At 60.0% G+C, this 23,449-nt stretch carries 20 protein-coding genes; 4 read left to right on the top strand and 16 right to left on the bottom strand.

The features are described from left to right. Positions 1–516: 516 nt before the first annotated feature. Complete coding sequence (locus ACSQ83_RS09785; RefSeq protein WP_436227992.1) at positions 517–1,668, bottom strand: MFS transporter; 1,152 nt, start codon at positions 1,666–1,668, stop codon at positions 517–519. Further along, a complete protein-coding gene (locus ACSQ83_RS09790) occupies positions 1,665–2,471 on the bottom strand; it encodes a DeoR/GlpR family DNA-binding transcription regulator (RefSeq protein WP_414968681.1) in 807 nt (268 codons plus the stop codon). The genes ACSQ83_RS09785 and ACSQ83_RS09790 overlap by 4 nt, the downstream gene beginning before the upstream one ends. 235 nt (positions 2,472–2,706) lie before the next feature. On the opposite strand from ACSQ83_RS09790, the gene ACSQ83_RS09795 reads away from it, so the two are divergent. After that, positions 2,707–3,642, top strand: a complete 936-nt coding sequence (locus tag ACSQ83_RS09795; RefSeq protein WP_436227993.1) for a LysR family transcriptional regulator — start codon at positions 2,707–2,709, stop codon at positions 3,640–3,642. Positions 3,643–3,646: 4 nt separating this feature from the next. Here the strand turns inward: ACSQ83_RS09795 and ACSQ83_RS09800 are convergent, their stop codons facing one another. Genes ACSQ83_RS09800 through ACSQ83_RS09810 form a run of 3 tightly spaced genes read right to left on the bottom strand, consistent with a single transcriptional unit; the run spans position 3,647 to position 6,874 of the window. Then, positions 3,647–4,531, bottom strand: coding sequence for an MBL fold metallo-hydrolase (locus tag ACSQ83_RS09800; RefSeq protein ID WP_436227994.1), 885 nt, complete (start codon positions 4,529–4,531; stop codon positions 3,647–3,649). Then, positions 4,524–5,846 carry an MFS transporter gene (locus tag ACSQ83_RS09805; protein WP_436227995.1) on the bottom strand — a complete coding sequence of 441 codons (1,323 nt, stop codon included), beginning with the start codon at positions 5,844–5,846 and terminating at the stop codon, positions 4,524–4,526. Before ACSQ83_RS09805 ends, ACSQ83_RS09800 begins: the two co-directional genes overlap by 8 nt. Before the next feature lie 14 nt (positions 5,847–5,860). Next, complete coding sequence (locus tag ACSQ83_RS09810) at positions 5,861–6,874, bottom strand: succinylglutamate desuccinylase/aspartoacylase domain-containing protein (protein WP_414968678.1); 1,014 nt, start codon at positions 6,872–6,874, stop codon at positions 5,861–5,863. Positions 6,875–7,151: 277 nt separating this feature from the next. Here ACSQ83_RS09810 and ACSQ83_RS09815 point away from each other — a divergent pair, with 277 nt between their 5' ends. Beyond that, positions 7,152–8,039 carry an SDR family oxidoreductase gene (locus ACSQ83_RS09815; RefSeq protein WP_436227996.1) on the top strand — a complete coding sequence of 296 codons (888 nt, stop codon included), beginning with the start codon at positions 7,152–7,154 and terminating at the stop codon, positions 8,037–8,039. Positions 8,040–8,176: 137 nt separating this feature from the next. On the opposite strand, the gene ACSQ83_RS09820 is transcribed toward ACSQ83_RS09815, so the two are convergent. Beyond that, positions 8,177–10,078, bottom strand: coding sequence for a putative bifunctional diguanylate cyclase/phosphodiesterase (locus ACSQ83_RS09820; protein WP_414953434.1), 1,902 nt, complete (start codon positions 10,076–10,078; stop codon positions 8,177–8,179). Between the two features lie 444 nt (positions 10,079–10,522). On the opposite strand from ACSQ83_RS09820, the gene ACSQ83_RS09825 reads away from it, so the two are divergent. Then, a complete protein-coding gene (locus tag ACSQ83_RS09825; RefSeq protein WP_414953435.1) occupies positions 10,523–10,822 on the top strand; it encodes a VF_A0006 family four-cysteine protein in 300 nt (99 codons plus the stop codon). A 100-nt stretch (positions 10,823–10,922) separates the two neighbouring features. Here the strand turns inward: ACSQ83_RS09825 and ACSQ83_RS09830 are convergent, their stop codons facing one another. The 10 genes from ACSQ83_RS09830 to ACSQ83_RS09875 all read right to left on the bottom strand — a co-directional run bounded on the left by ACSQ83_RS09830 (position 10,923) and on the right by ACSQ83_RS09875 (position 22,731). Continuing rightward, entirely contained in the window at positions 10,923–12,143 is a 1,221-nt protein-coding gene (locus ACSQ83_RS09830; protein ID WP_436227997.1) for a porin, read from the bottom strand. A 145-nt stretch (positions 12,144–12,288) separates the two neighbouring features. Further along, positions 12,289–13,197, bottom strand: a complete 909-nt coding sequence (locus ACSQ83_RS09835) for an SMP-30/gluconolactonase/LRE family protein (protein ID WP_414953440.1) — start codon at positions 13,195–13,197, stop codon at positions 12,289–12,291. Between the two features lie 182 nt (positions 13,198–13,379). Next, positions 13,380–14,675 carry an MFS transporter gene (locus tag ACSQ83_RS09840; protein ID WP_414953437.1) on the bottom strand — a complete coding sequence of 432 codons (1,296 nt, stop codon included), beginning with the start codon at positions 14,673–14,675 and terminating at the stop codon, positions 13,380–13,382. Positions 14,676–15,152: 477 nt separating this feature from the next. Next, positions 15,153–15,944 (bottom strand): phytanoyl-CoA dioxygenase family protein, encoded by a 792-nt coding sequence (locus ACSQ83_RS09845; protein ID WP_436227998.1) that lies wholly within the window; start codon positions 15,942–15,944, stop codon positions 15,153–15,155. A 107-nt stretch (positions 15,945–16,051) separates the two neighbouring features. Beyond that, positions 16,052–16,879 (bottom strand): ABC transporter permease, encoded by an 828-nt coding sequence (locus ACSQ83_RS09850; RefSeq protein ID WP_414951682.1) that lies wholly within the window; start codon positions 16,877–16,879, stop codon positions 16,052–16,054. A gap of 12 nt (positions 16,880–16,891) precedes the next feature. After that, positions 16,892–18,154: an ABC transporter permease gene (locus ACSQ83_RS09855; RefSeq protein WP_436228077.1), complete on the bottom strand. Its 1,263-nt coding sequence runs from the start codon at positions 18,152–18,154 to the stop codon at positions 16,892–16,894. A 14-nt stretch (positions 18,155–18,168) separates the two neighbouring features. Next, entirely contained in the window at positions 18,169–19,233 is a 1,065-nt protein-coding gene (locus ACSQ83_RS09860) for an ABC transporter substrate-binding protein (protein WP_436227999.1), read from the bottom strand. A 1-nt stretch (position 19,234) separates the two neighbouring features. Beyond that, positions 19,235–20,392, bottom strand: a complete 1,158-nt coding sequence (locus ACSQ83_RS09865) for an ABC transporter ATP-binding protein (protein WP_414951684.1) — start codon at positions 20,390–20,392, stop codon at positions 19,235–19,237. A 78-nt stretch (positions 20,393–20,470) separates the two neighbouring features. Next, positions 20,471–21,649: an SRPBCC family protein gene (locus ACSQ83_RS09870; RefSeq protein ID WP_436228000.1), complete on the bottom strand. Its 1,179-nt coding sequence runs from the start codon at positions 21,647–21,649 to the stop codon at positions 20,471–20,473. Positions 21,650–21,810: 161 nt separating this feature from the next. Further along, complete coding sequence (locus ACSQ83_RS09875) at positions 21,811–22,731, bottom strand: LysR family transcriptional regulator (RefSeq protein ID WP_414951686.1); 921 nt, start codon at positions 22,729–22,731, stop codon at positions 21,811–21,813. A gap of 157 nt (positions 22,732–22,888) precedes the next feature. Between ACSQ83_RS09875 and ACSQ83_RS09880 the strand changes: the two genes are divergently transcribed. Then, positions 22,889–23,446 carry a flavin reductase family protein gene (locus tag ACSQ83_RS09880; protein ID WP_436228001.1) on the top strand — a complete coding sequence of 186 codons (558 nt, stop codon included), beginning with the start codon at positions 22,889–22,891 and terminating at the stop codon, positions 23,444–23,446. The last annotated feature ends 3 nt before the right edge of the window (positions 23,447–23,449 follow it).

The raw sequence follows: 23,449 nt of genomic DNA on the forward strand, positions 1-23,449 counted from the left end.
TTTAAACCACCGAGAAATGGTTCGGCAGAATGCGTGAGGCCTAACCCGCAAACTCATAGCTAACCCGCGAAGCCCACAGCGGCAAATACGCGTGAGGCCCTGCGGGAACGTGGGGCACTGGTGCTTGCCCGAGAGCGTACGGGGCGAAGCGTGTTAATGTCAGGATTCGCGAGAAAGAGGGTTTCAAACATCCGTGGCTCTGGCGAGCACCGTGCTTTTGGGGTACCCATGAAATGGAACTGCACGCTGTGGACACTTAATTTTTAGAGAGGTGAAAGCGCTTTCTTTGCTTCGTTTCTTTGTCGCTTTGGACAAAGAAATGACGCGCCGCCACGCGCAGTGGCTAATAGTGATAAAGAGATCAGCTAGCACATAACTCGCGAAGACCTGAAAAGCAGCAACCCGGCAATGAACCAGACCGCTAACGCAAGAACTTGGCACCCACCCCGACGCCTGCCCGCTAACCTCAGAACCACCCCGCACCCACCCCGAGTGCGAACGAAAAAAACAGCATGATCAATAAGCTTCCTTGACGCTAACCCGGCTCACGGCCTTGCCGCCCACCAGACAGACAATGACCACGGCTAGCAAAAGCGCACACAACGCTAACCGCAGCCCCACAAAACCAGCGCCCAGTCCAATCAGCGGCGGTCCCACCAGAAAGCCGGCATAACCCGCCGTGGCGGCCATGGAAACACCGACCGCCGGCGTTGCCGTTGAGCGCCCCGCGGCACTAAAAATGACCGGCACAATATTAGCCAACCCGATTCCAACCAAGGCAAATCCCACACAAGCGGTAACCACGTTTGGATAGCCAAGCACTAGCGCCAACCCGACGACTGCAATAAACCCGCCACTCGCGACCACGACACTTGCGCCTAAGCGCCGAACCGATACATCTCCGACTATCCGGCATGCCGCCATCGCGAACGCAAACGACGAATAGCCGAGCGCTGCTGCACTTGCCTGCGTATCGAGTGCCGAGCGTAAGAACACCGCGCTCCAGTCCGCCACCGCGCCTTCGACCAACATGCAGAGAAAGGCGAGGGCAGCGAGTTTCATGACGCCCGCGCTAGGCAAGACAAAACCGCTAGCCGACGCCAACACCCTCGGTCCAATATCCCTCAGCGCAAATACAGCGCCGGTCAAAACAAGCGCACCAATAACAACATCGGGCAGCAATAATCCGCCTATCGAGCCGATACCGTTGGCCTGAAGCGCCGCGCCTCCTGCTGCACCTATCAAACCGCCCATGCTCCAGGCTGCATGAAACGACGACATGATCGGTGCCCGCCATTCGCCTTCAATTGCGCTGGCGTGTCCGTTCATCGATACATCGAGTGCCCCATTCGCAGCGCCTAAGGCAAAGAGCACCACGCATAACAAAGCGAAGTCCGGGACCAGCGCAGGCAAGGGCAGTGCAACCACGAATGCAACGCCCAGGAATGCGGTGACGCGGCCGCTTCCAAATCGCGGCGCCAGCCTGCCCGCAAGCGGCATGGCGACAATTGCGCCCAACGCAAAACAGAACAATGCGATTCCAAGCGAGGTATCGCTTAGCAATAAAGCTTCCTTGATCCGCGGGACTTCAACGGCCCACGCACCAATGCCCAGCCCGTTTGCGAGAAATACAGCAGCGGTGGCAATACGTTCAGCAACGGGTCTCATGATTGAGCTCCTGAATGAGCCACGATCACATTGCCGCAGATCTTTTCGAACTCGCTTAGCCGCTGCGCGGAGATGTCCGCCTCCACGATCAGATGCTCGACGCCGGAGCTTGCCACCACAAAAAAAGGCGCTGCGGTCATCAGTTTCTCCGACGTCATAGCAATGGCGATCTGACCGCTCGATTTGACCATCGCGCGTTTAAGCTCGGCTTCCTCCGCCTCGAACGCAGCCACGCCCTCGTCGGGGTCCATCGCACACGCACCGAGAAAACAGAGGTCAGCCTTGATTTGCTGGACCTGCAGAAGGGCAGTGGACCCGAGAGAACCCGCTCCGCGCGCGCTCATTCGGCCGCCAATCAGAATGACATCGAAGCCAGGACGATCGAGCAAACGCGAGCAGGCATCGGGGGAATTGGTCACTACAGTCAAGCCGGCGTTTTCCGGAAGCGCCGCCGCAATAGCGACGTTGGTCGACCCGGCATCGAGCAGGATGAGCTGCCCCGGCCGCACAATGGACGCCGCCGCAACGGCCAGCTGGGCCTTTCGATCAGCCGCTTCGCGCAGACGAGTGGACCCGGCCGGCGCAGCGGGCGAGATCAGCAATGCGCCGCCATACACGCGCTTGCAATGACCGGCGTCGGCCAGATCACGCAGATGGCGGCGAATCGTGTGCTCGGAGGTGTTGAATTCGAGCGCGAGTCCGGCCGCCAGCACGCGGCCATGCGACCGTAGACGGTCGAGTATCAGCTTTGCGCGTTCGTCGGGAAGCAACCCGTCTACGGCATCACGCCGGGTTCTTTGCATGTTGTTGGTCTCTATTTGGATTGCTCATTCATCGTATATCGCTCATAAACGAGCATAAATTATCATGAACGAGCAGGAGCCGGCAAGAATTTTGATGCCCGTATTTCCTCGCCGACGCGTTCGCATTGACCGCGACCTAACGGACTGCGGAACTGCGAGATTAGGATGCGATCATCATGTGACGAGCTTAATCCGGCCATTTGCACGGACGGGCGCGACAGATAAGGGAAGAAACGTGGAACTACGACACCTGAGGTATTTCGCGGCGGTCGCCGACAATCAGAGCTTCCGGCTGGCCGCCGAGCGCATCAATGTCACGCAGCCGGCGATTACCCGCCAGATACAGGATCTTGAACAGATGCTGGGCGCCCGGCTTTTCGATCGCACGCCGCAGGGTGTCAAGCTGACTGTCGCCGGCGAACTATTCCTGCGCGAAGTTCGCAAGTCGCTCGGCATTCTCGAGTCGGCGACGCACGCCGTGCGACTGGTTGCATCAGGGCTTCAGGGAACGTTGCGGCTTGGGGTAGTCGAGAATGCAAGTTGGGATGGCTTGGTCCCCGATGCATTCAACAATTTTCAGCGCGAAGCGCCCGAGGTGAGCATCCATCTGGCGCCCATGAACACGCCGGAGCAGGTTGCCGAGATCCTGGCCGGGACGCTCGATGGCGGGTTCATCTACACCTACGGCGAGCTTCCGCGCGCGCTGCATGTGTTGCCTCTGGCTATCGACGATGTGGTGGCTGCCGTACCGCGAAGCTGGAATTTTCAGGAGGGCCAGCCCATCTCCGCGCGTGACCTGAATGGCCGACCAGTGGTCTGTTTTCCGCGGGCAACGTACCCGGCGTATTACGACATGCTGGTCAGCGCCTGCAGCGAAGCAGGATTGACATTAGACGTGGTGCAGGAAGTGCCGACCGAGGCGGCAATTCTGTCGCTTGTCTCCGCGGGCATGGGCGCCGCTATCGTCAATGCTGCGAATCTCGGGCGGCCGCCGGCGCGTGCGCAGTTCGTGCGCTTCACCGATCTATCGGTGCAGATGCCGCTGGCGTTCGCGTATCTGGAGACCAATCCAAATGCAGCATTGCAGCGATTGCTTCGCGTTCTCGGCACGATGCTGCAGCCCGATTTGAGCGACGAGAGTCATAACTTGGCCGTTAAACAGCAGCAGTAGTTCGTCACACGAAGCGCCACGCAAAGCCGCCCTTGCTCTGCGCTGAAACATCCACAACACCCGCCGATGTCCCGGCAAAGTGCGGCGTGAACACCGTCGCGTCCGTTTCGACCGCGCGGTCGAGCACCCATCGACGCGAGATAGTTGCGCGATCCTTGTCGGCACAAAACACCGAACTCCACGCCGGGCGATAGACCTGGATCGGGTGATGCCATACGTCGCCGCTAAAAAGCGCGTGCGCACCCGCGGACTCAATTTCTATCGACATGTGTCCGGCGCTGTGACCGGGTGTCGGATGAAAGCGGATGCCCGGCAGATATTCGCCGCCCTCCGGACCGACTTCTTCCGCGAGGTCCGCGTCGATCACCGGCAGCACGCTGTCGTCGAAAACCATACGCCGGCTCTCGCCAGCCGGCGTGTCGAAGAACTCCCGCTCGGCGCGTGGGAAAACGTAACGCGCGTTGGGAAAAGTGGGCACCCAACGGCCGTTATCGAGCCGAGTATTCCAGCCTACGTGGTCCACATGCAGATGCGTAAGCAGCACGAAATCGATTTCTTCGGGCTTCACTCCGGAGCGCGCAAGCCGCTCGATATATGGCGTATTCAACTGGTGGAAAAGGGCGCTGAATGGACGGTCCTTATGATTGCCGCTAGCGGTGTCCACCAGAATGACCTTGCCGCCTATTCGCAATACCCACGTGTTGACGCTCAGAGCGAAGTGTTCGGCGGCTGCATCGACTTGTCCGTCAGCGAGCCAAGCGTGATGTTCCTGAATCACGGCGGGATCGAAATCGGCGAACAGCTTGTCCGTCTTGAACTGAAACTGCTGTTCAATCACGCGCGTGATCAACGCGTCGCCAACGCGATAAGTCGTCGATGGTTCATCCATGAGGGGTCTCCGTTCGTGACTCGATAGGATTAAGGAGCATCGCGACCGCGCCGGCGAGCGCGATGGCGACGATCGTCAACATGCCGGCCTGCATATCGCCGGTGAGCGTCTTCACGACCCCGATGATGATTGGACTCGCGAAGCCGCCAAGCGCGCCGCAAATGTTGATGAAGGCAATCCCGCCCGCAGCCCCCGCGGTGCCCAGATACCCCGCAGGCAGCGCCCACAGGACAGTGTATGACGCCCAGAGCATGGCGGTGGACAGCGCAATGGCCGGCAGTGCGATGCCGAGCTTGCCCGGGTACAACCCGGCGATGGCAAGCGCGATAGCCCCCACGATGCTGGCGAGCGCACTATGGCGGCGGCGTTCGTTACGACGGTCCGAGCTGCGGCACAGCCAACCCATCGCGACAATGGCTGCAACATAAGGTAAGGATGACCACAGACCTATCGCCATGGTGCCGGCAACGCCTGCGGTCTTGAGGAACGCAGGCAGCCAGAAACTCACCGTATAAATTCCTGCGATGACGCAAAAGTTGCTGAAGGCGAGCGTCAGTACGCGCGGGTCGGAGACAACGGTTCTCAATGATTGATGCCGCGCTTCGCTCGCCGCGCGGTTCAGGTGTTGTGCATCGAGATCGCGGCCAAGCAGGGCCTTCTCTTCATCGGAGAGCCAGCTTGCGTGTTGCGGACGATCATCGAGGAAGAAGAATGCAACCACGCCCAGCACGCAGCACGGCAGGCCTTCGATGATAAACATCCACTGCCATCCTTCAAGTCCATGCGTGCCCGCCAGCGTGGTCATTGCCCAGCTTGACAACGGTCCGCCGATAACGCCGCCTATCGGTCCAGCCCACATCACGACGGCCATCGCGCGAGCGGCGCGCGATGGCGCGTACCAGTACGTCAGGTAGAGCACCATTCCCGGTGCGAAGCCTGCTTCGAACACACCCAGCAGGAAACGCAGCGCATAGAACGTGTGGATGTCGCGGACGAACAGCATGGATGCGGACGTGATGCCCCACAGCACCATGATGCGCGATAGTGTTTTTCGCGCACCAATCCTCGGCAACAGCAGGTTGCTGGGAATCTCGAACAGTACGTAGCCGATAAAAAAGATGCCCGCCGCGATCCCGTAGGCTGCGTCGGAGAACGAGAGCTGGCTTTGCATCTGCAGCTTCGCGAAGCCGATGTTGATGCGGTCGAGATACGCGAGCATGTAGCAGAGCGTCAGGAACGGCAGCAAGCGCCACGTGATCTTTCTGTACAGCGCATCGCGCGCGTCGATGCCTTCGGTCAGGGGGATGGCGGACATGGGTATCTCCGGGTTCATTGCTTGCCTGTGTCGGCTGCCACGAGCGCAACACAATCGCCCGGCTCGACGCTTGCAAATGAACGCACGATGACGACCACGCCTTCGGTGCGAAACTTCAATTCGACGGGCTTGGCCCACGGCGCATGCGCATCGAAGATGCGTCCGGCCAGATCGCCGGCGCTCACGCGGTCGCCGAGTTTGAATACCGGCTCGAAGATCCCGCGTGTGGCCGCGAAGACGTAATGCCGCTCGCCGTCAACGTGCAGCCATCGTGTGTCGTAACGCGGTGCCGGCAGCGGTTCGCTGGCGCAGATGCCGAGTGCCGCAAGTACCCGCTGCAGACCTTCCTCCACGATCGCCAGGCCTTGCGGATTGCAGGTTGCATAGCCGCCGAATTCGCCGCACAGAAACAGCTTCCCTTGACTTTCGATCGCGGCGCCATAGGTACGATCCTCGCCTAGCAGGTCCATGACCATCGCGTTGGGCGCGGCGAACGCATCGACGATCCGCTTATATTCACGCCGTTGCTCAACGTCGACGGGTGGCGCCACCAGCAGCGTCGGCAGATGATCGAACGACGCACCGCCCGCGTGGATATCGAAGACGAAATCGGCGCGGGGGAATAGTTCGGTGTCCACATAATGCGCGATCATCTCCGTGATGGAGCCATCGCGACGGCCCGGGAAAATGCGGTTCATGTTCGCGCCATCAATAGGTGAGGTTCGCCGCCCCGCGAGAAACGCGGGAAAGTTAAGACCCGGCACGACGATCAGGCGACCGCTGATTTGCATCGACGGCATGCGTTGCAGCAATTTCATCAGGGCAATCGGACCTTCGTATTCGTCGCCGTGATTGCCGCCGGTGAGAAGCGCCGTCGGGCCGTCGCCGCGTTTAAGGACGGCGATCGGGATCGGAATGTGCCCATAAGCCGAGCGGTCGACGGAATGCGGCACGCGCAATGTGCCGGTCCGGAAGCCTTCTTGTTCGAAATCGATATCCGTCGAAATGCGGGATCGGTCGGTGGCCATGGTTCGTCTCCTGAATATGGGCTGAGTGCCTGCGGCGAATGCAAACGACGCAGCGATGCCCGTACTATCGGAAATCGATGTGATTTATGCCAATGCCGATTGATGGCGAGCGTGATGCCCTGGAGGCATCACGCTTCGAGCGTGGTCTCAAGAAGGTGCATCCGACCACGCGGCAGGACACCGGGATCCTGTTAATCCCTTTAATAGGATGATGTCACTACTTCAATGGAACCAGAATTGCCCGGATAGTGGCGGCGACAACCCAGGAGATTTCAACATGCGTATTTTTCTTACCGGTGCGACAGGTTTCATTGGCGCGGCCATTGTTCCCGAACTTATCAAGGCCGGTCATCAGGTGATCGGCATGACGCGCTCGGAAGCGGGCGCTCAGGCGCTGATCAACGCAAGGGCGGAAGTGCATCACGGAACCCTGGAGGATCCGGAGAGCCTGCGCAGCGGCGCTGCGAAAGCAGACGGTGTCATCCACACGGCATTCGATCACGATTTTTCGAAATTCGTGGAGAATTGCCAGAAGGACAAGCGGGCAATCGAGGCGCTCGGCGCTGCGCTCGCGGGTTCTGACCGGCCTCTGATCATCACCTCCGGGACGGGCATGGGCAGCCCTGGACCGGGTCAATTGGCGACCGAGGATGTCTGCAATTTCGATCATCCGAATCCGCGTGTCGCATCCGAATTAGCCGGCAAGGTGCTCCTCGAAGCGGGTGTCAACGTGTCGGTGATGCGACTCCCTCAAGTTCACAACCCATTGAAGCAAGGTCTTATCACGCCGCTCGTGGCCGTCGCTCGCGAGAAAGGCGTTTCCGCTTATGTGGGCGAGGGCCGCAACCGCTGGCCCGCCGGCCATCTCTCCGACGTGGCGCTTCTGTACCGCCTCGCTATTGAGAAGGCCGAACGGGGCGCGCGCTATCACGCAGTCGGCGAAGAGGGAATCAGTAGCCGCGAAATTGCCGAGGCACTTGGCCGGAGCCTGAACTTGCCCGCAGTGTCGATCACCCCGGATGAAGCAGCATCGCATTTTGGATGGATGGGAATGTTCGTCAGTCTGGATATGCCGGCTTCCAGTGCCCAGACCCAGAACAAGCTGGACTGGCACCCAACCGGTCCGACTCTCATCGCTGACCTTAACGAAGCACAGTATGCCTAAGCACGTTCGTTGAAAGCATGAAGCATGACGGCGCCCCGCGTGGACGCCGTCATGCTTATTCCCTTCACGCCGCTAAGCTCACCGTTTCACGTGCGGATCTGGTTTGAGAACGGATGTCCGGCGTACCCGCCAACCCGTCAAATTTGCGAGATGCTTTCCGCTCGTTCGGAACGGCCGAGGAAATAGCCTTGTGCGCTGGTACATCCAGAGGCACGGACAAAGCTCAGTTGCTCGTGCGTCTCGATACCTTCGGCCGTCGTGGGAATGCCCAGCTCATGAGCCAGCGCGACGATGCCGCGAATCACTGCGGCCGACTCTCGGCGATGCACGGATTCACGCACAAACGAACTGTCGATCTTCAGCGTGTCGAATGAAAAACGGCATAGATTCGATAGCGTCGAAAAGCCCGTTCCGAAGTCGTCGAGCGCGAGCCCGATACCCATCGCGCGAAGTTTTTGCACGTTGCGCCGTGTCGGGACATCGTCGCTCATGAGTACGGTTTCCGTGACCTCAATATTCAGCCGCGAAGGCGATAACCCCGATTCCTGCAGGACCGTTGCAACCAGGTCCGCGAACGAATCCTCACGCAGTTGCACAGGCGATACGTTCACCGCCACGATAACCGGTTCGCGCCAGCAGGCCGCTTGCGCGCATGAACGCCGGAGCACCCATTCCCCCAGCGGCAGGATCAGGCCCGTCCGCTCTGCAATGGGAACGAAGGTCGTGGGCGGCAATTCGCCCCTCGTGGGATGGGTCCAGCGAACCAGCGCTTCGCGTCCGGTGACTACACCGCTAGCCAGGTTGACGATGGGTTGATATTCCATCCTCAAGCCGCTGCCAAATGATTGAAGCGCCCCTTCCAGGTCGCTTCGCAGGAGGCTCAGGCTGTCGTCGGAGGCGTGGGCCTTGGCATCGAATACGGCAAAGGCGCTCTTGCCGCTACGCTTAACCGCATACAACGCACGGTCGGCGCAGATCAGGAGTTGCGGTCCCGTTTCTCCGTGCTCGGGATACTGCGAAATCCCGACACTCGCGCCAATGCGCACCAGCGCCTCGTTCAGTACGAACGGGCGCGCAAGGGTTTTCACAATCTGGTCCGCCAGCAGCCGGACCTCTTCGCTCATGGAAGAGTCGCTGGAAATGGCGACGAATTCATCGCCTGCGAGACGGCCGACTACATCGCCCTGACGCAAGACCGCCCGCAAACGCTTGGCGGATTCCTGAAGCACGAGGTCGCCGGCCGCGTGCCCGAGGCTGTCGTTGATGGCCTTGAAACCGTCAAGATCGATCAGGAGCACCGCGAACGATCCGGGCCTGACCGCGGGTTCGGCATCGGTACGGTTCAGCAGGAGTTCGCTGATGCGGGCGCGGTTTGGCAGGCCCGTGAGACTGTCGTGGCGTGCAAGGCGATTACTGGTTTCCCGCGCGAGCAGCAGCGCAACGGTGTCCTTGTTGCTGCGGACAGCAACGGTAAAAAACCCAGCCGCGCAAAACGGTGCCTGGAATAGCAAGACTATTTTCCCAGAGCCGGGGGACATGGCGGCGCCGATGCCGAGCAGCGTGAAGATGATAGAAATCTGGATCAGGACAAGCCGGGGTATGCCTGCGTTACGGCCGGCCAATCCGCCCACCACGCCAACCGCGCAAACGTTGCCAAGCAGGAAAAGCGTCTGGTCTCCACTGATATTGCACAAGAGGGCGCCGAATCCGAGAAGCACGCTCCACAGGATACTGGCAAGCAAGAACGCCGATGTTGGCGTAGGTTCGTTACGTGCGCTGCGCCTGCAGCAGATGGCAATCAAGGACAGGCGCACGATCAGGAGCGCGATTACTGCAAGCGTCCATGCCGCGTAGAGGACGCTTGGATGAAGATAATAGGCGGTGATGCAAACGCTGATCTCGCAAACTGACGCCATCGCAATCGACGCCGTCCGGGTGAACAGGTTCGACAGCAATATCTGTCGATTTTCTGCGCTCAGGTCCTGAGCGGATCCTACTAGCCATTTAAAAAACGGCAACCTCGGTTCACTAAACGCCATAGCATGCGCAATATAGGTAGGTACTTGGTTATCGGCGCGACTGGCTTTTTTCTGAGCTTGATTATCCCGGTAAATGTGTCCGGTGCCCGAATAAATATGATATTGCACTTGTATGACTTAGGCGGGTTGCAAGCGTATCAGAGGGCGGAACAATTCGGCGCTATGACAAAAATGCTTGGCAAGCCTAGGAGGGAAGCGGGTGAGCTGGGATATTTCTAGCGCGGCCTTGTCTGCAAGAGGCAAATCAGCTCCCCGGGAAATAATACGGATCGACGTTTGTCTTGCGCCGCAGCATGACGACGGAATTGGCTTGATGACAGGCTCCGTGCGACCGAAGGTAACATGCAAGGAATGAAGCGGCGGCTTGGTCTTGCGTGAACGCTAGCGCTTTAGCGATCCCGAATGGCGCATCCTGTCGTACGGATTTTGACTTGGAGAACAAAAATGAAGCGTGGCATTTGCTCATTGATTGCGTTCACCATCGCAGCTCCGGGGCTCGCGATGGCCTTTGACGGAGACGCGTCGTACAACCAGTGCGTGCTGCAATCGCTCAAGGGAGTAAGGAGCAGGCAAGCGACCGATCTGATTACATCGTCGTGCCGGAAGCTCTATAAGGAAAGCGCTTTCCTGAATAACAACGAAAAGAATTATCGCGTCTGCCTGGTTCAGAACCTGCAAGGAATAGAGAACGACTACGCTGCGCAACAAGTGGCGCTAGCCTGTCGCCGGACGAATGGCGGTTGAGTCGATGTTGCCCTAAGCATGTCGATGAACGCTTAACAAAGTCATACGCCACGGAGACGCGGCGCACTGCCTGAGCAGCCCGCCGCGTCACTTCAACCGATCAGAAGCGATGGATGATACCTACGCCCGCAGCAAACTGGCTGGGGGACGACGACGGTGCAGACTGGAACCCGTCGCCAACCGATGCGGTCGCATTGATGATGCTGCCCGCGCTCGTGCCGAGCGTTTTGCCGTTCGCGCGCTGATAGGCCTGCAATGCATAAAGGCCGGTGCGCTTAGAGAGCGAATAGTACTCGGACAGGTTGAATTGCTGGTATTGCGCTGAACTCGTAATGCCGTTGGCTTTCGTCGCACGCGTGTAGCTGTAGCCGGCGGCGAGATCGACCAGCGGCAGTGCTTTCCAGTGCAGCACTGCGCCACCCGTATTGAAGATTTCCGTGGTCCTGAAGTTCGAGTTGATACCCGGGATGTATTGCACGTTCGAGTAAGTGAACGAGACATCCAGCGTCTGCGTGAACGTATAACCGCCCGCGACAGCAATGCGCTGCTGTGCCTGAGCGGTCTGATAACCGTTCGTGATCGCCGATACGCCGGACTGGCCCGCAGAGTTGGTGGTGGAATCTGCGCCAAACGCGCCGCCGCCCGGGGTCGAGTTGTTGATCCGCGTAATGCCCGCTGCGAGCCCGAATGGACCATTGATGTATTGAAGCGCGCCGCTCCATGTCGAGCCCTGGTTCACGCTGCCCGGAACGCCGGCAAACGAATACGAACCGCTGGCCGTGAAGCCGAAGAACTTCGGTGACGTGTACACGAGCGAATTATTCGCGCGATAAATGGTGTCCATTTCGTCGAGGTCGCCCGGATGCGCGCCGAAGGCGCCCGTAAGCCAGGTCGTCGGGCTATAGGGCGAAAGCAGATTGTAGTAGGACGTGTATTGGCGGCCCGCGGTAAGCGTACCGTAGATCGGGTTAGTCAAGCCTACCCATGCCTGCCGGCCGAACATTGCGTTCGTGTATTGCTGACCACCCGACGCCGCGTTAAAACCCGACTCCAACTGGAAGATGGTCTTGGTTCCGCCACCCAGGTCCTCCGACCCCTTGAGGCCGAAGCGGCTGCCCGCCCAGACTCCGGAGAGCATCTTGATGTTCGAGCGTCCGCCCTTGTTTGAACCCAGCGACGTCTGGCTGCTCTGGTACGAAATGGAGTCGTCGATAATCCCGTACAACGTCACGCTGTTTTGAGCGAAGACCGGCGAGGCGAGAGTGGCGAGGCTAAGTAGTACAGTTTTTTTGACCGCTTTCTTGACATCAAGTGACTGCATGATTTATCTCCTCTTGTTGTATCACTGATTGCGACGTGCCCAGCAACGTCGCGGGTTTTCCTGCTTGCTCATTTAACGAAATCTCTTAACGTCAAAAACCTTCAGGCGATGTCTCCCGAACCGCCCGAAAAATCATCTGTAATCCTTATAGAACTCCTGCGTAGCTGGATTCCGCCACGCCGCTTACACCCGGACGCACCGTAAGCACATGACCGTCGTGTTCGTTCGCGCCGCTTGACGGACGAATCGATGTGATGAAGAGCGTATCCAGTTCGCGGCCGCCAAACGTGCACATCGATGGCTTCGAGACGGGCAACGCGATGCTTCGGTCCAGGCGGCCGTCAGGTGCAAAACGCAGCAGCAGACCCGCGTCGTTGGCGCAGGTCCAGTAGCAGCCGTCGGCGTCCACCGCCGCGCCGTCCGGGCGCCCCGCAAACTGATTCAGGTCGGCAAAGACGCAGCGGTTATGGGGTTCGCCGGTATCGATGTCGTAGTCGAAAGCCCAGACAAGCCTGCGCGCCGGATGCGAATCGGAGAGATACATCGTCGTGCCTTGCGGCGACCACGCAAGTCCGTTCTGCACGATCAGCCCGTCGACGACAGGTGCGGAAAGTGTGCCCTCAGCGTCGTATCGATACAGCGACCCCGACGGGTTGGCGGCAGCCATGTCCTGCGCCATCGTGCCGGCCCAGAAGCGGCCTTGACGATCGCAGCGGCCGTCGTTAAAGCGCATGCCCGGCAGCGGAAAAACGGGCGCGGCTAGCTTGCGGCCACTTGCCTCGCGCGCGTCAGAAAGCGTAATGGCGAAGAGTCCCGTTTCGCATCCGGCGAGCACGGTGCCGTGACGGTCGAAGGTGATGCAGGCCACCTTTTCAGGCAGGCGCCACTCGGTGCGCCTCGCTTCGCCCACGATCAGGCGAGCGATCGTTCGAGCAGGGATATCGACCCAATACAACGCTTGTTCCTGTTCTCGCCAGACCGGGCTTTCGCCCACTTCGCAAGGTGCCTGGTCCGCGGCCTCGAGGCGTTCGAACGCCAGTGTTTCAGGTTGCATGTTGTTCATGGCGAGGGTCTCAGCAGCCAGTACAGCCCGCTCGTTGCTGCGAGCGGTGTCGCACGAATACGGCGCGAATGTGGCGCACGCGCGGCGTTCAAAACCGGCGTCGCGCAGTGGTGGAGGACAGCGGGTGCGAGGCACGTTTTGGTCCACGCCCGGCAACGTACCGCGACCGCGCGCTAGGCACCGGCAGGACTGGGCAGGTTGGCGTCGGCGCGTCTGTTGACCAGCGCAGGGCGCACCAGCGTCCAGAGCAGGACCACGCCGATCAGGTCGCCGAAGCCGAGCGCAACGAAGAACGGTGCATAGCCGATGGTCGCAACCAGCCCGCCGATCACGAGCGTAAAAATCAGGTTGCCGAGCCCCGCCGACAATCCCGCAAAGCCCGTCACGGTTGCCACTTCGCGGCGCGGGAACAAGTCGGCGGACATCGAAATGACGGCGACGGAAAGCGTCTGGTGCGCAAAGCCGCCAAGGCACAGCAGGAAGATCGCCATGCCCGGGTCTTTCACATAACCCACGCCGGCCATGGCCGTCATGATCACTGCGCCGATCGTGAAGACGATGCGCTTGCCGTTGATCACGGCAATGTTGAAGCGCTTGTTAAGGAACAGCGAAATCGATCCGCCCATCAGGCAGCCCACGTCCGCCGCGACGAACGGCAGCCATGCCGTCATGGCAATCGCCTTGAGGTCGAAGCCGCGTGCCTGATGCAAATAGAGCGGCATCCAGAACACGAGCGTGGTCCACACCGGGTCGGCGAAAAAGCGCGGCAGGGCGATGCCCCAGAAGTTGCGTTGCTTGAAGATCGCGCGCAGGTTGGGTTTGGCGCCGTTATCGGAGAGTTCAGCGTGTTCACCTTCGACGATATAAGCCGCTTCCGTCGCGGTGAGTGCCTTGTGTTCGCTCGGATGCCGGTAGAAGACGATCCACAGCACCGCCCATACGAGGCCGAGACAGCCGGCAATCACGAAGGCCATTTCCCAGTTGTACTTGAGGATCGACCAGGCGATGAGCGGCGGCGCGGCAATGGCGCCTATCGATGTGCCAATGTTGAAGATACCCGCAGCCAGCCCGCGTTCCCGCGCCGGGAACCAGAACGCGGCCATGCGCATGCCGGCAGGGATGAACGAAGCTTCGGCCAGTCCGAGCAAACCGCGCAGCACGAAGAGGCCGACCCAGCCGTTTGCAAAGCCGTGCGCGATACACACGACTGACCACGCGACGCCGCAGATCAGGAAGCCGAAACGCAAGCCGATGCGGTCCATCAGGTAGCCCGTTACCGGGCCGCCGAGCGGGTACATCACGAAGAAGGCGCCGGTGATCCAGCCGTACTGCGCCGTGCTGATATGCAGGTCCTGCATGACCGTGGGGGCGGCAACGCTGAGCGAGCTGCGCGCCAGATAGTTCATGACGGTGCCAAGGGTCAGCAGGGCGATCATCCACCAGCGCAGCCCTTTTAACTTGATTGCCATGTCGGTTCGTCTCCGTTTCTTTGCGTTCTTTTTTCGTCGGCCGCTCGGTTGGCTGACACCGCTGCGTGCGCGTTCGATGTTCTTCATTCGACCGACTCGGGTCGCGATGACAACGCGCAACAATCGCCGCGGTAAGTTATGTTAGTAATGTGAACGCATCGTATGTCAGATGACTTATCTCGCGCAATACGCGGAGTATCGGCGTTTACACTAGTAATATTTTCTGCAAGCTTTTAATTTCTTGGATTTTTAGGGCTTTTGCACAGACGGAGAGTGGTGTGACGTGGGTTTGGGGTGGGCGAACACTGCTTTAATGTTAAATGATGTCAGACAACAACGGGCTTCTACTGAGGCTTTCAAACGGATATCTGCCGCAGTTTGAGCCTGGAATTTCGTAATCCAGGTCGCCGGTGGAAGCCGTTCGTAAAGCCTCTATTGCTAAAGAGATATTGCGGACAACAGACCCAAGACCGTCATTTAGACGATAAACGGAAACTCCATTTCAGGCAGCGGATCGCCGGAAGCAAGCCGGCCTGCCAGCTCAGGATAGGGCGGCGACGTCTCGCCGCCCCGGTCCACGTAGTGCGCGCCGTCGCCGAGCCATCGGAACGAAACCACTCGGCGCGATTGCTGACCGCCTACGTTCCCCGGCGCCCCATGCACCGTATGAAAGTTAAACGCGATCGCATCGCCCGGCTCCAGATCCCAGCCGAGGATCCGATACGCGTCCCTGTTTGCATCGATATCCGGCAACTCTTCCAGCCGATCCGACTTGTGGTCGTACGCCACGCCGCTGAACTTGCGCGGGCGGAACAGCTTTCCCCACTTGTGCGAGCCGGCCACGAATTCGACGCATGTCTCGCGGGGCACGTGATCGAGGGGAATCCACAAGCTGACAGCTTGCTCTGCGCTGACGCAGTAGTAGGGCTCATCGTGATGCCATGGCGTGAGCTTCGCGGCGCCGGCTTCCTTCACCAGCACATGCTCGTGAAAGATGCGAGCACGCTGCGAGCCCATCAGGGCCTGAGCCACCGACGCAGCCGGACTATGCTCGACAAAATCCCTGAACGGTTCAATGCGCTGCCAATTGCAGTAGTCGCCGAAGAACCGTCCGGTCGTTTTCTCGGGTGTGTAGTTCCTGAACGAAGGACCTGGATGAGTCGCGTTATATTCCACGCCTTCACGCAAGGGCTCGACCCAGTCTTTAAACACTCCGCGCAAGACGGCGGCGCCGTCCAGCTCAAACGCTTCCCGTTCTTCTGCCAGCATGCTGCTCTCCTTTAAACGTGCAATCAAACGACAGTCTCCTGCCAACGCGATCGCCACTAGCAATAAAAGCGAACCGATAAAAACAATCTTCGGCTCTCCTGAAGTCTTTAGCTTGCCGGTAACGCCGCTGCCGCACTGCGTCCGCGAAGCCAGTTGATGCTGGTGAACAGCGCCACGGCGAACAGGATCAGCATGGTGGCCACGGCCAGAATGGATGGATCGATGGAATCGCGAATGCCGCTCCACATCTGCCGCGGTACGGTCCGCTGATCCGGGCCGCCGATAAAAAGAATCACGATGACTTCATCGAACGAGGTGGCGAACGCAAACACGCTGCCGGTTGCCACCGCCGGCGCGATCAACGGCAACGTGACGCGACGGAATGCGATCCACGGCGTGGCGCCCAACCCCGACGCCGCGCGAATCAGGCTTTGGTCGAACGAGAGGAGGGAGGCCGTCACGGTGATCACCACGAACGGCGTGCCGAGCGCCGCATGGGCGAGCACGACACCCACGTAGGAATTGACCAGTCCGAGCGGCGCGAAGACCAGATAGAACCCGGCGGCCACGACCACGATAGGGATGATCATCGGCGAGATGAGCAGCGGCATGATGATCGCGCGAAACGGAAAATTCGCTCGGCTCAGGCCCAGCGCCGCGAGTGTGCCGAGGCAAGTGGCAAGCACCGTGGATGCCGCGCCAATGCCAATACTATTCACGAACGCACGTTGCCAGTCGCTGCTGCCGAGCGCTTTTGCATACCAGTGCAGCGAGAAGCCCTGCATCGGATACGAAAAGTACGAACCGGTGTTGAACGACAACGGCACGATTGCCAGGATGGGCGCGATCAGGAAGAACAGGATGAGCGCGGAATGCACGCGCAACCACTTCGACGCAATGCGTTCGGAGAGAACGAGATGGCGCTGGCTTTGCATGAGTCCTTCCCCTTAGCCGAAGCGCAGCCGGTCAATGCCGACAAGCCGGTTGAACACGAAATAGAACACGGCCGTGAAGATCACGAGATACGCCGACAAGGCGCCGGCCAGTCCCCAGTTGAGCTGTTCGTTCGTCTGCGTTGCAATCAACTGACTGATCATTTCGTCACCGGCTCCGCCCAGCAACGCAGGCGTGATGTAGTAACCCAGCGCAAGCACGAACACGAGGAAACAACCCGCGCCGACACCCGGCAAGGTCTGCGGCACATAGATGCGAATGAACGCCGTGACGGGATGCGCGCCAAGCGATTGCGCCGCGCGCATATAGACCGGCGACACGCCCTTCATGACCGAATAGATCGCGAGGATCATGTAGGGCAGGAGGATATGCGTCATGCCGATCAGCACGCCGGTTCGATTAAACAACAGCGGTAAGGGATGGCTGACGAGACCCAACCCCATGAGCAAGCTATTGATGACGCCGCCCGGTTGCAAGAGCACATACCACGCGGTCGTGCGCACGAGCAACGACGTCCAGAACGGCACGATCACCAGCAGCATCAGTCGATTGCTCTTGGCTGCCGGCAAAGTGGCGAGCAGATACGCGACCGGATAACCCATGACGAGGCACAGCAGCGTAACCGACGCACTGATCCATACCGTGCGCGCGAACGCGTTGACGAACACCGAGCTATCGGCGGGCAGGGCGGCGATGGAACCGTCAGGTGTGACAGTGGCGTCCACTGCGCCTAACAGATAGTCGGGCGTAGGCGACACAGCGGAGCGCTTCAGGATGCGCCAGATCTCGTGCGTGCCCCAGCGCGGGTCGAGTTCGATCAGCGCCGGTTTCCACGCGGGCGGCGCGGTCTCCGGCAACTGGCGCGCGGTGCGCATCAGCAAGCTGCGAAACTCCGGCAAGTAGAAATTCAGCCGCCGCGCAACGGTTCCCAATTGCCCTTCCGCGGACGCACGGCGCATATCGGCCGCGAGGATCGCGAAGGTGTGTTCGTCGGGCAGACCTTCGCCGTTCCACGCCTTGAGCACCTGCGATAACGCCGGCAGGTTCACCGGCACCTCGCGATTCTCGACACTGCGCGACAACAGGATTGCGATGGGCGCAATGAAGGTAGCGAGCAGGAACAACAGCAGCGGCAGCGCAAGCAGGAGCGCCTGGGCCGACGCCCGGCGACGGGTCCTCGCATACGCCGTCCGTCCGTCGGCCCCTGAGCTGGCGGATGCGTCAGCCGGCTCCTGCAGATTGCTGGTCACTGTCACGGTCACGAGTCGCCTTACTGTGTCAGCCAGACCTGGAAGCGCTTGTTGATCTGGTCGGCGTTATCCGCCCAGAAGCTCGCGTTGATCTGCAGCGCATGCTTGAAGTTGGCCGGAGCCGTCGGCAAGTCGTTGAGGCGGTCCTTCGCAATCAACGGAATGGCATCCTTGCGCGGCGGCGCGTAAGCAATGTACTTCGTCAGGTCTGCGTAGCTTTGCGCGGTGGAGGCGGAAGCAATGAACTTGGCTGCGGCGTCGCCGTTCTTCGCACCCATCGGAATGCCCCACCATTCGAAGTCATAGACCTGGCCATCCCACACCGATACGAACGGCTTGTGGTCCTTGTGCACTGCGTCGTCAATACGCCCGTTGTAGACCTGCGTCATGATCACCGCGCCGTCGGAGAGCAATTGCGGCGGTTGCGCGCCCGCTTCCCACCAGACGATGCTTGGCTTGATCGTGTCGAGCTTCTTGAACGCGCGGTCGACACCGGCAGGTGTGCCGAGCACCTTGTACACATCGGTTGCTTTCACGCCGTCGGCGAGCAGCGCCCATTCGAGCGTCACTTTCGGCGACTTGCGCAGGCCTCGTTTTCCAGGGTATTTCTTCAAATCGAAGAAGTCGTTGATGGTCGTCGGCGGGCTCTTGAGCTTGGTCGTGTCGTAGGCGTATACCGTCGACCAGACCATGGCGGCGACCGCGCAATCCATGATCGAACCGGGGATGAAGGCGCTGGTGTTGCCAAGCGACTTGCGGTCGATCTTGCGCAACAAGCCTTCATCGCAACCGGTGATGGCGTCGTTGGATTCAAGGTCGATCAAGTCCCATGTGGGGTTCTTGGCCTGTTCCATCGCGGACAGTTTGGCGAGCCCGCCATCGTACGATTCCGTCGAGAAGCCGATGCCGGTCGCTGCCGTGAACGGTTCGAAGAACGCTTTCTTCGCCGCGGCCTCGTAAGCGCCGCCGAAGGTCACGACGGAGATGGTATCGGCTGCATGTGCGGTGGCGGCGAACAAGCTGGCCGCTGCGACGGTGAGTCCGGCGATGCCCGTCAGACCGGTTCGAACGAGTGTTGCTTTCATGTTAGTGGACTCCTGCGGTGAAGGACGGAGCAGAGCCGCGAGCGACAGTAGCGGCTGTTGCGAGGATCTTGCAGTCGTCGTGGCGCCATGCCACGACGGTTGCTTGGCCGAGTGACGGAAGATCGTGGTGCTGCGTATTCGGGACTTTGACGATGAGGTTGTCGCCATGACCAAGCTCCCCGAGTTTCAAGTGGACGCGGTGGTGATCGCCGCAATACACGAGTTCTTCCACGCGCGCGGTCACCGCATTGGTGTCCGCGGCGTCATGTTCGGCGTCAGCCGACGCTATGTGCGCGCGCTCGGGGCGCAACGCGAGCATCGCTTCCTCGCCGTTGCGCAAGCCCCGTCCGCAACGGCCGCGAATGACCGCGCCATCCGGCAGTTCCAGCGTCGCCCAGCTCGCATCCTGTTCGAGCACTCGCCCCGTCAAGCCGTTGTTCTCACCAACAAAATTCGCCACGAACGCGTTGTGCGCGTTTTCATAAAGTTCTGTAGGTGTCGCTGCCTGCTGGATGCGGCCATCGGAGAACACGGCTACGCGGTCCGACATGGTCAACGCTTCCGCCTGGTCATGCGTCACGTACACAACCGTCAATCCCAGCTCGCGATGCAGCCGCATGATTTCGTACTGCATGGTTTCGCGCAGGCGTTTGTCGAGTGCGCCCAGTGGTTCGTCCATCAACACCACGCTGGGCTCGAATACGAGTGCCCGGGCGAGGGCGACGCGCTGCTGCTGTCCGCCTGACAATTGCGACGGCCGGCGGGAAGCCAGTTGCGGCAATTCGACCATCTCCAGCGCGCGCTTCACACGCGCCTTTTGTTCTGCTTTGCCAATGCCTCTTACCGACAACGGGAACGCGACGTTCTGCTCGATCGTCAGGTGCGGGAAGAGCGCGTAATTCTGGAACACCATGCCGATGTCACGCTGATGCGGCGGTTTATCGTCGAGGCGTTTTCCGTTCAGGCGGATCTCTCCCTGAGTCGCGGACTCGAAACCGGCGAGCATCATCAGCGTGGTGGTTTTTCCAGAACCGGACGGCCCGAGCAACGAGACGAATTCGCCTTTCGCTACGTCGAGATCAAGCCCTTCCACGACATAGTGAACGCCGTCATACGTCTTGCTCACACTCGCAAAGGAGATGAAGGAGTGGGTTGACATCGTGTCGTGGGCTCCGGGTTTCAGATCGGCGTTGCGTGTCTTGCTTTATGCGTTTTGCTGTATGCGTTTTCTTATGTGTCAGGCAAGCTGCTGCGCGAGATACCGCGCGAAGTCGTAGTTCGGCCGTTCGAGATGACTAAGATGACCGGGCTTCGCCAGCGGCGCCTGCACACCACGGAACACGGCCTGCACCCCTCGGCGGTCCTCCTCGTTGACTGCATCCAGCAACTCTTTCAGCGACGCCATGTATTGCCCGGCCCTCGGATCCGCGATGAACTCAGGCGCGAGTCCCCCGCCGAAGCGGATATGGACGCGGCCCGTGCTCAGCGGCTGCAGTACGAGGTACCAGAAATAGCCCGGAGTCAGCGTGACGAGATGAGTCGGGTAGATCGCGAGCAGCGCGGTCGTCTTGCGCCAGTGCCCTTGAAGACGCGTGTTATCCGGATGCGCCTGACCAATGGGTAGCGATGCTTCCTTGGTGATCCAGTGGTAATTAAATGCGTCGTGGCCGGGTGGGCATTCCATCTCGTCGAGACGCGAATGCGGCCCAACGGTTGCCCGATGCAGCATCGGCAGGTGGTAACTCTCCATGAAGTTTTCGGCCAGGATTTTCCAGTTCGTATCCCAGACGTGCTCTTCGTAGAATGTTTCCTTGTAATCGGTCATACCATAGTCGGCGATCAGATCGGTGAGGCCGGCGAGTTGCTTGGCGACCGGCCGTGCACCGGCATCGAGCGTGACGTAGATCCAGCCTTGCCAAGCCTCACATCGCACCGTGGGTAATCGGTAGCTTTCCTTACAAAATCCGCTTTGACGCTCCATCATGGGCGCGCCATGGAGCTTGCCATCGAGCGTGTAGTTCCATGCGTGATAGGGGCACACGATACGGCGGGTGTTGCCGCGCCCCTCAAGCAACACGGACATCCTGTGCAGGCACACGTTGGAAAACGCCTTCAACTCCAGGTGCTCGTCGCGCAGCACGACGATCGGCTGACCGTCGATATCCGCCGTGAGATAGTCGCCCGCTTCGGCTACTGCACTTGCACGGCCAACGCACAGCCATTCGCGGCGAAAAATGCGTTCTTGTTCCAGCGCCAGGAAATCGGGCGAGGTATAGACGGTGGGCGGCATGGAGCGTGCATCGCTGAACGGGCGTTCGCAGTTCGCCTGCAACTGACGGACGATATCCAGTCCAGCGCCGGATGCCGTCGACGCCGCTGATGACGTTACCGCCGAGGATGCCGTTGCAGAATCCATCGCGCCTCCCTGTCCCATTCAGTGAATGTGGCAACCCGCTTGAGTCTTGACTGCGGGTTGCTCACTGCATGGACATCAATCTATCAAGTCAAATTACCAGCCAAAATATTGTTTTTGCATGTAGAACCAAGCTTTTTCCTATCTAGAGGGGAGTCTTCAGTTCATGAGTGCTGGCGCTTGATTTCGGCTTCGCAGAACGCGGCGAAATGCTGGACGACCTGCCGGAGCTTCATGCTTCTGGACTGCGCGATACCCAGCGTGGTCGCGTTCACCTCGTCCTTGAATTGCTTGATGACAAAGTCTTCGCCATCCACTGTTCGGCTCGATTTGAGCGGGAAGTTGAGGATGCTGTAGCCCAGCCCGTTCGCCACCATGCCGCGTACCACTTCGGGCTGGGACGACTTGAACGCGGCGATCGGCCGGTCGCCGACGGCATCGAAGAGTCCGGCAAAGTACTCGCGGCTGTGCGGCAGGTCGAGCATCACGTACGGCTCGTCGCGCAGGTCGGCCAACGCCACGCTGCGCGCGCGAGCCAGCCGATGGGTCTTCGGCAGGATCACATAAGGCGGCAAAGAGAGCAACGGCGTGAAGGCGATGTCATCGGTCAGGTCGAGGTTGTAAGTGAGCGCTATATCCAGCGAACCGTCGTGCAGGCCCCGCAGCAAGTCCTCCTGATGCGCTTCGAGCGTGCGAAACGCGATGCCCGCATGGTCGGCCAGGAAGCGGCTCATCATCGCGGGCATGAGCGGCGGTGCGAGCGAAACAAGGCAGCCAAGCGTGATGGCGCCGGACATGCCGCCGTCCATTTCCTTGGCGGCCGTCTGCAGGTCCTCCGCGTTCTTGAGCAGGTCGCGCGCACGTCCCAGCATGTCGCGGCCGGCCTGCGTCAGGGATAACCCGCTCGCGTGATGGCGGATAAAAAGCTGGACTCCGAACGACACCTCCAGGTCCGCCAGCGCGGTGGAGATGGACGGCTGCGAGATATGCAGCAGCTTGGCCGCGGCAGTGAACGACAAGACTTCCGCCGTGACGACGAAGTACCTCAACTGACGCAGCGAATAGCGTAATTGCGCTGGTTCCATGATCCGCCCCGTGGTCTTTTCTAGCGCTTATTGTGCGTGGACATAAATAGGCTTGCATAGGCAAAAGCGATGATTTGCATTTTTGAAATATGTTTTTCGGATGCGCCGCCCGAGCGTAGATTTTGCGAAAGGCTAGGGCAAACGCGAGAGGGACGACATGCAACGAGACAGCGGCTTATCGGAATGTGCGGCGGAATGTGGCAGCGCAGGAGCTAAAGACGTAGACGCCTTGCGCTCCGCGTTCCTGGATTCCATGGCGTCGAATTCCACTTCGGTTCACGTAGTGACGACCGGCACGAACGACCAGCGTTTCGGCGTCACGGTCAGCGCCTGCAGTTCGGTATGTGCGGACCCGCCCACGTTGCTGGTCTGCATCAACACGCGCAGCCCGGCGAATGGGGCAATAGCAGAAAACGGCGTATTCGCGGTGAACCTGCTGAACGTGGCGCAGCGCGGCATAGCGGATACGTTCGCCGGCCGCTCGGCAACGTCCAAGCCGTTCGACTTTTCCTGCTGTACCCATACGGCCGGCACGCTGGGCGTACCGCTTATCGACGGCGCGGTGGCCGCGCTTGAATGCCGCGTGGTCGCGCAACAGGTCATTGGCACGCATACGGTGTTTTTCGGCGAAGTGGTGGCCGTCACGCGCGCACCGGTGACGCACATGCCCTTGCTCTATTGCAAGCGCGACTACGGCCAGTTCCTGGCCTTCTAGACC

The sequence above is a fragment of the Caballeronia sp. LjRoot29 genome, assembly GCF_964252755.1.
GTDB lineage: Bacteria > Pseudomonadota > Gammaproteobacteria > Burkholderiales > Burkholderiaceae > Caballeronia.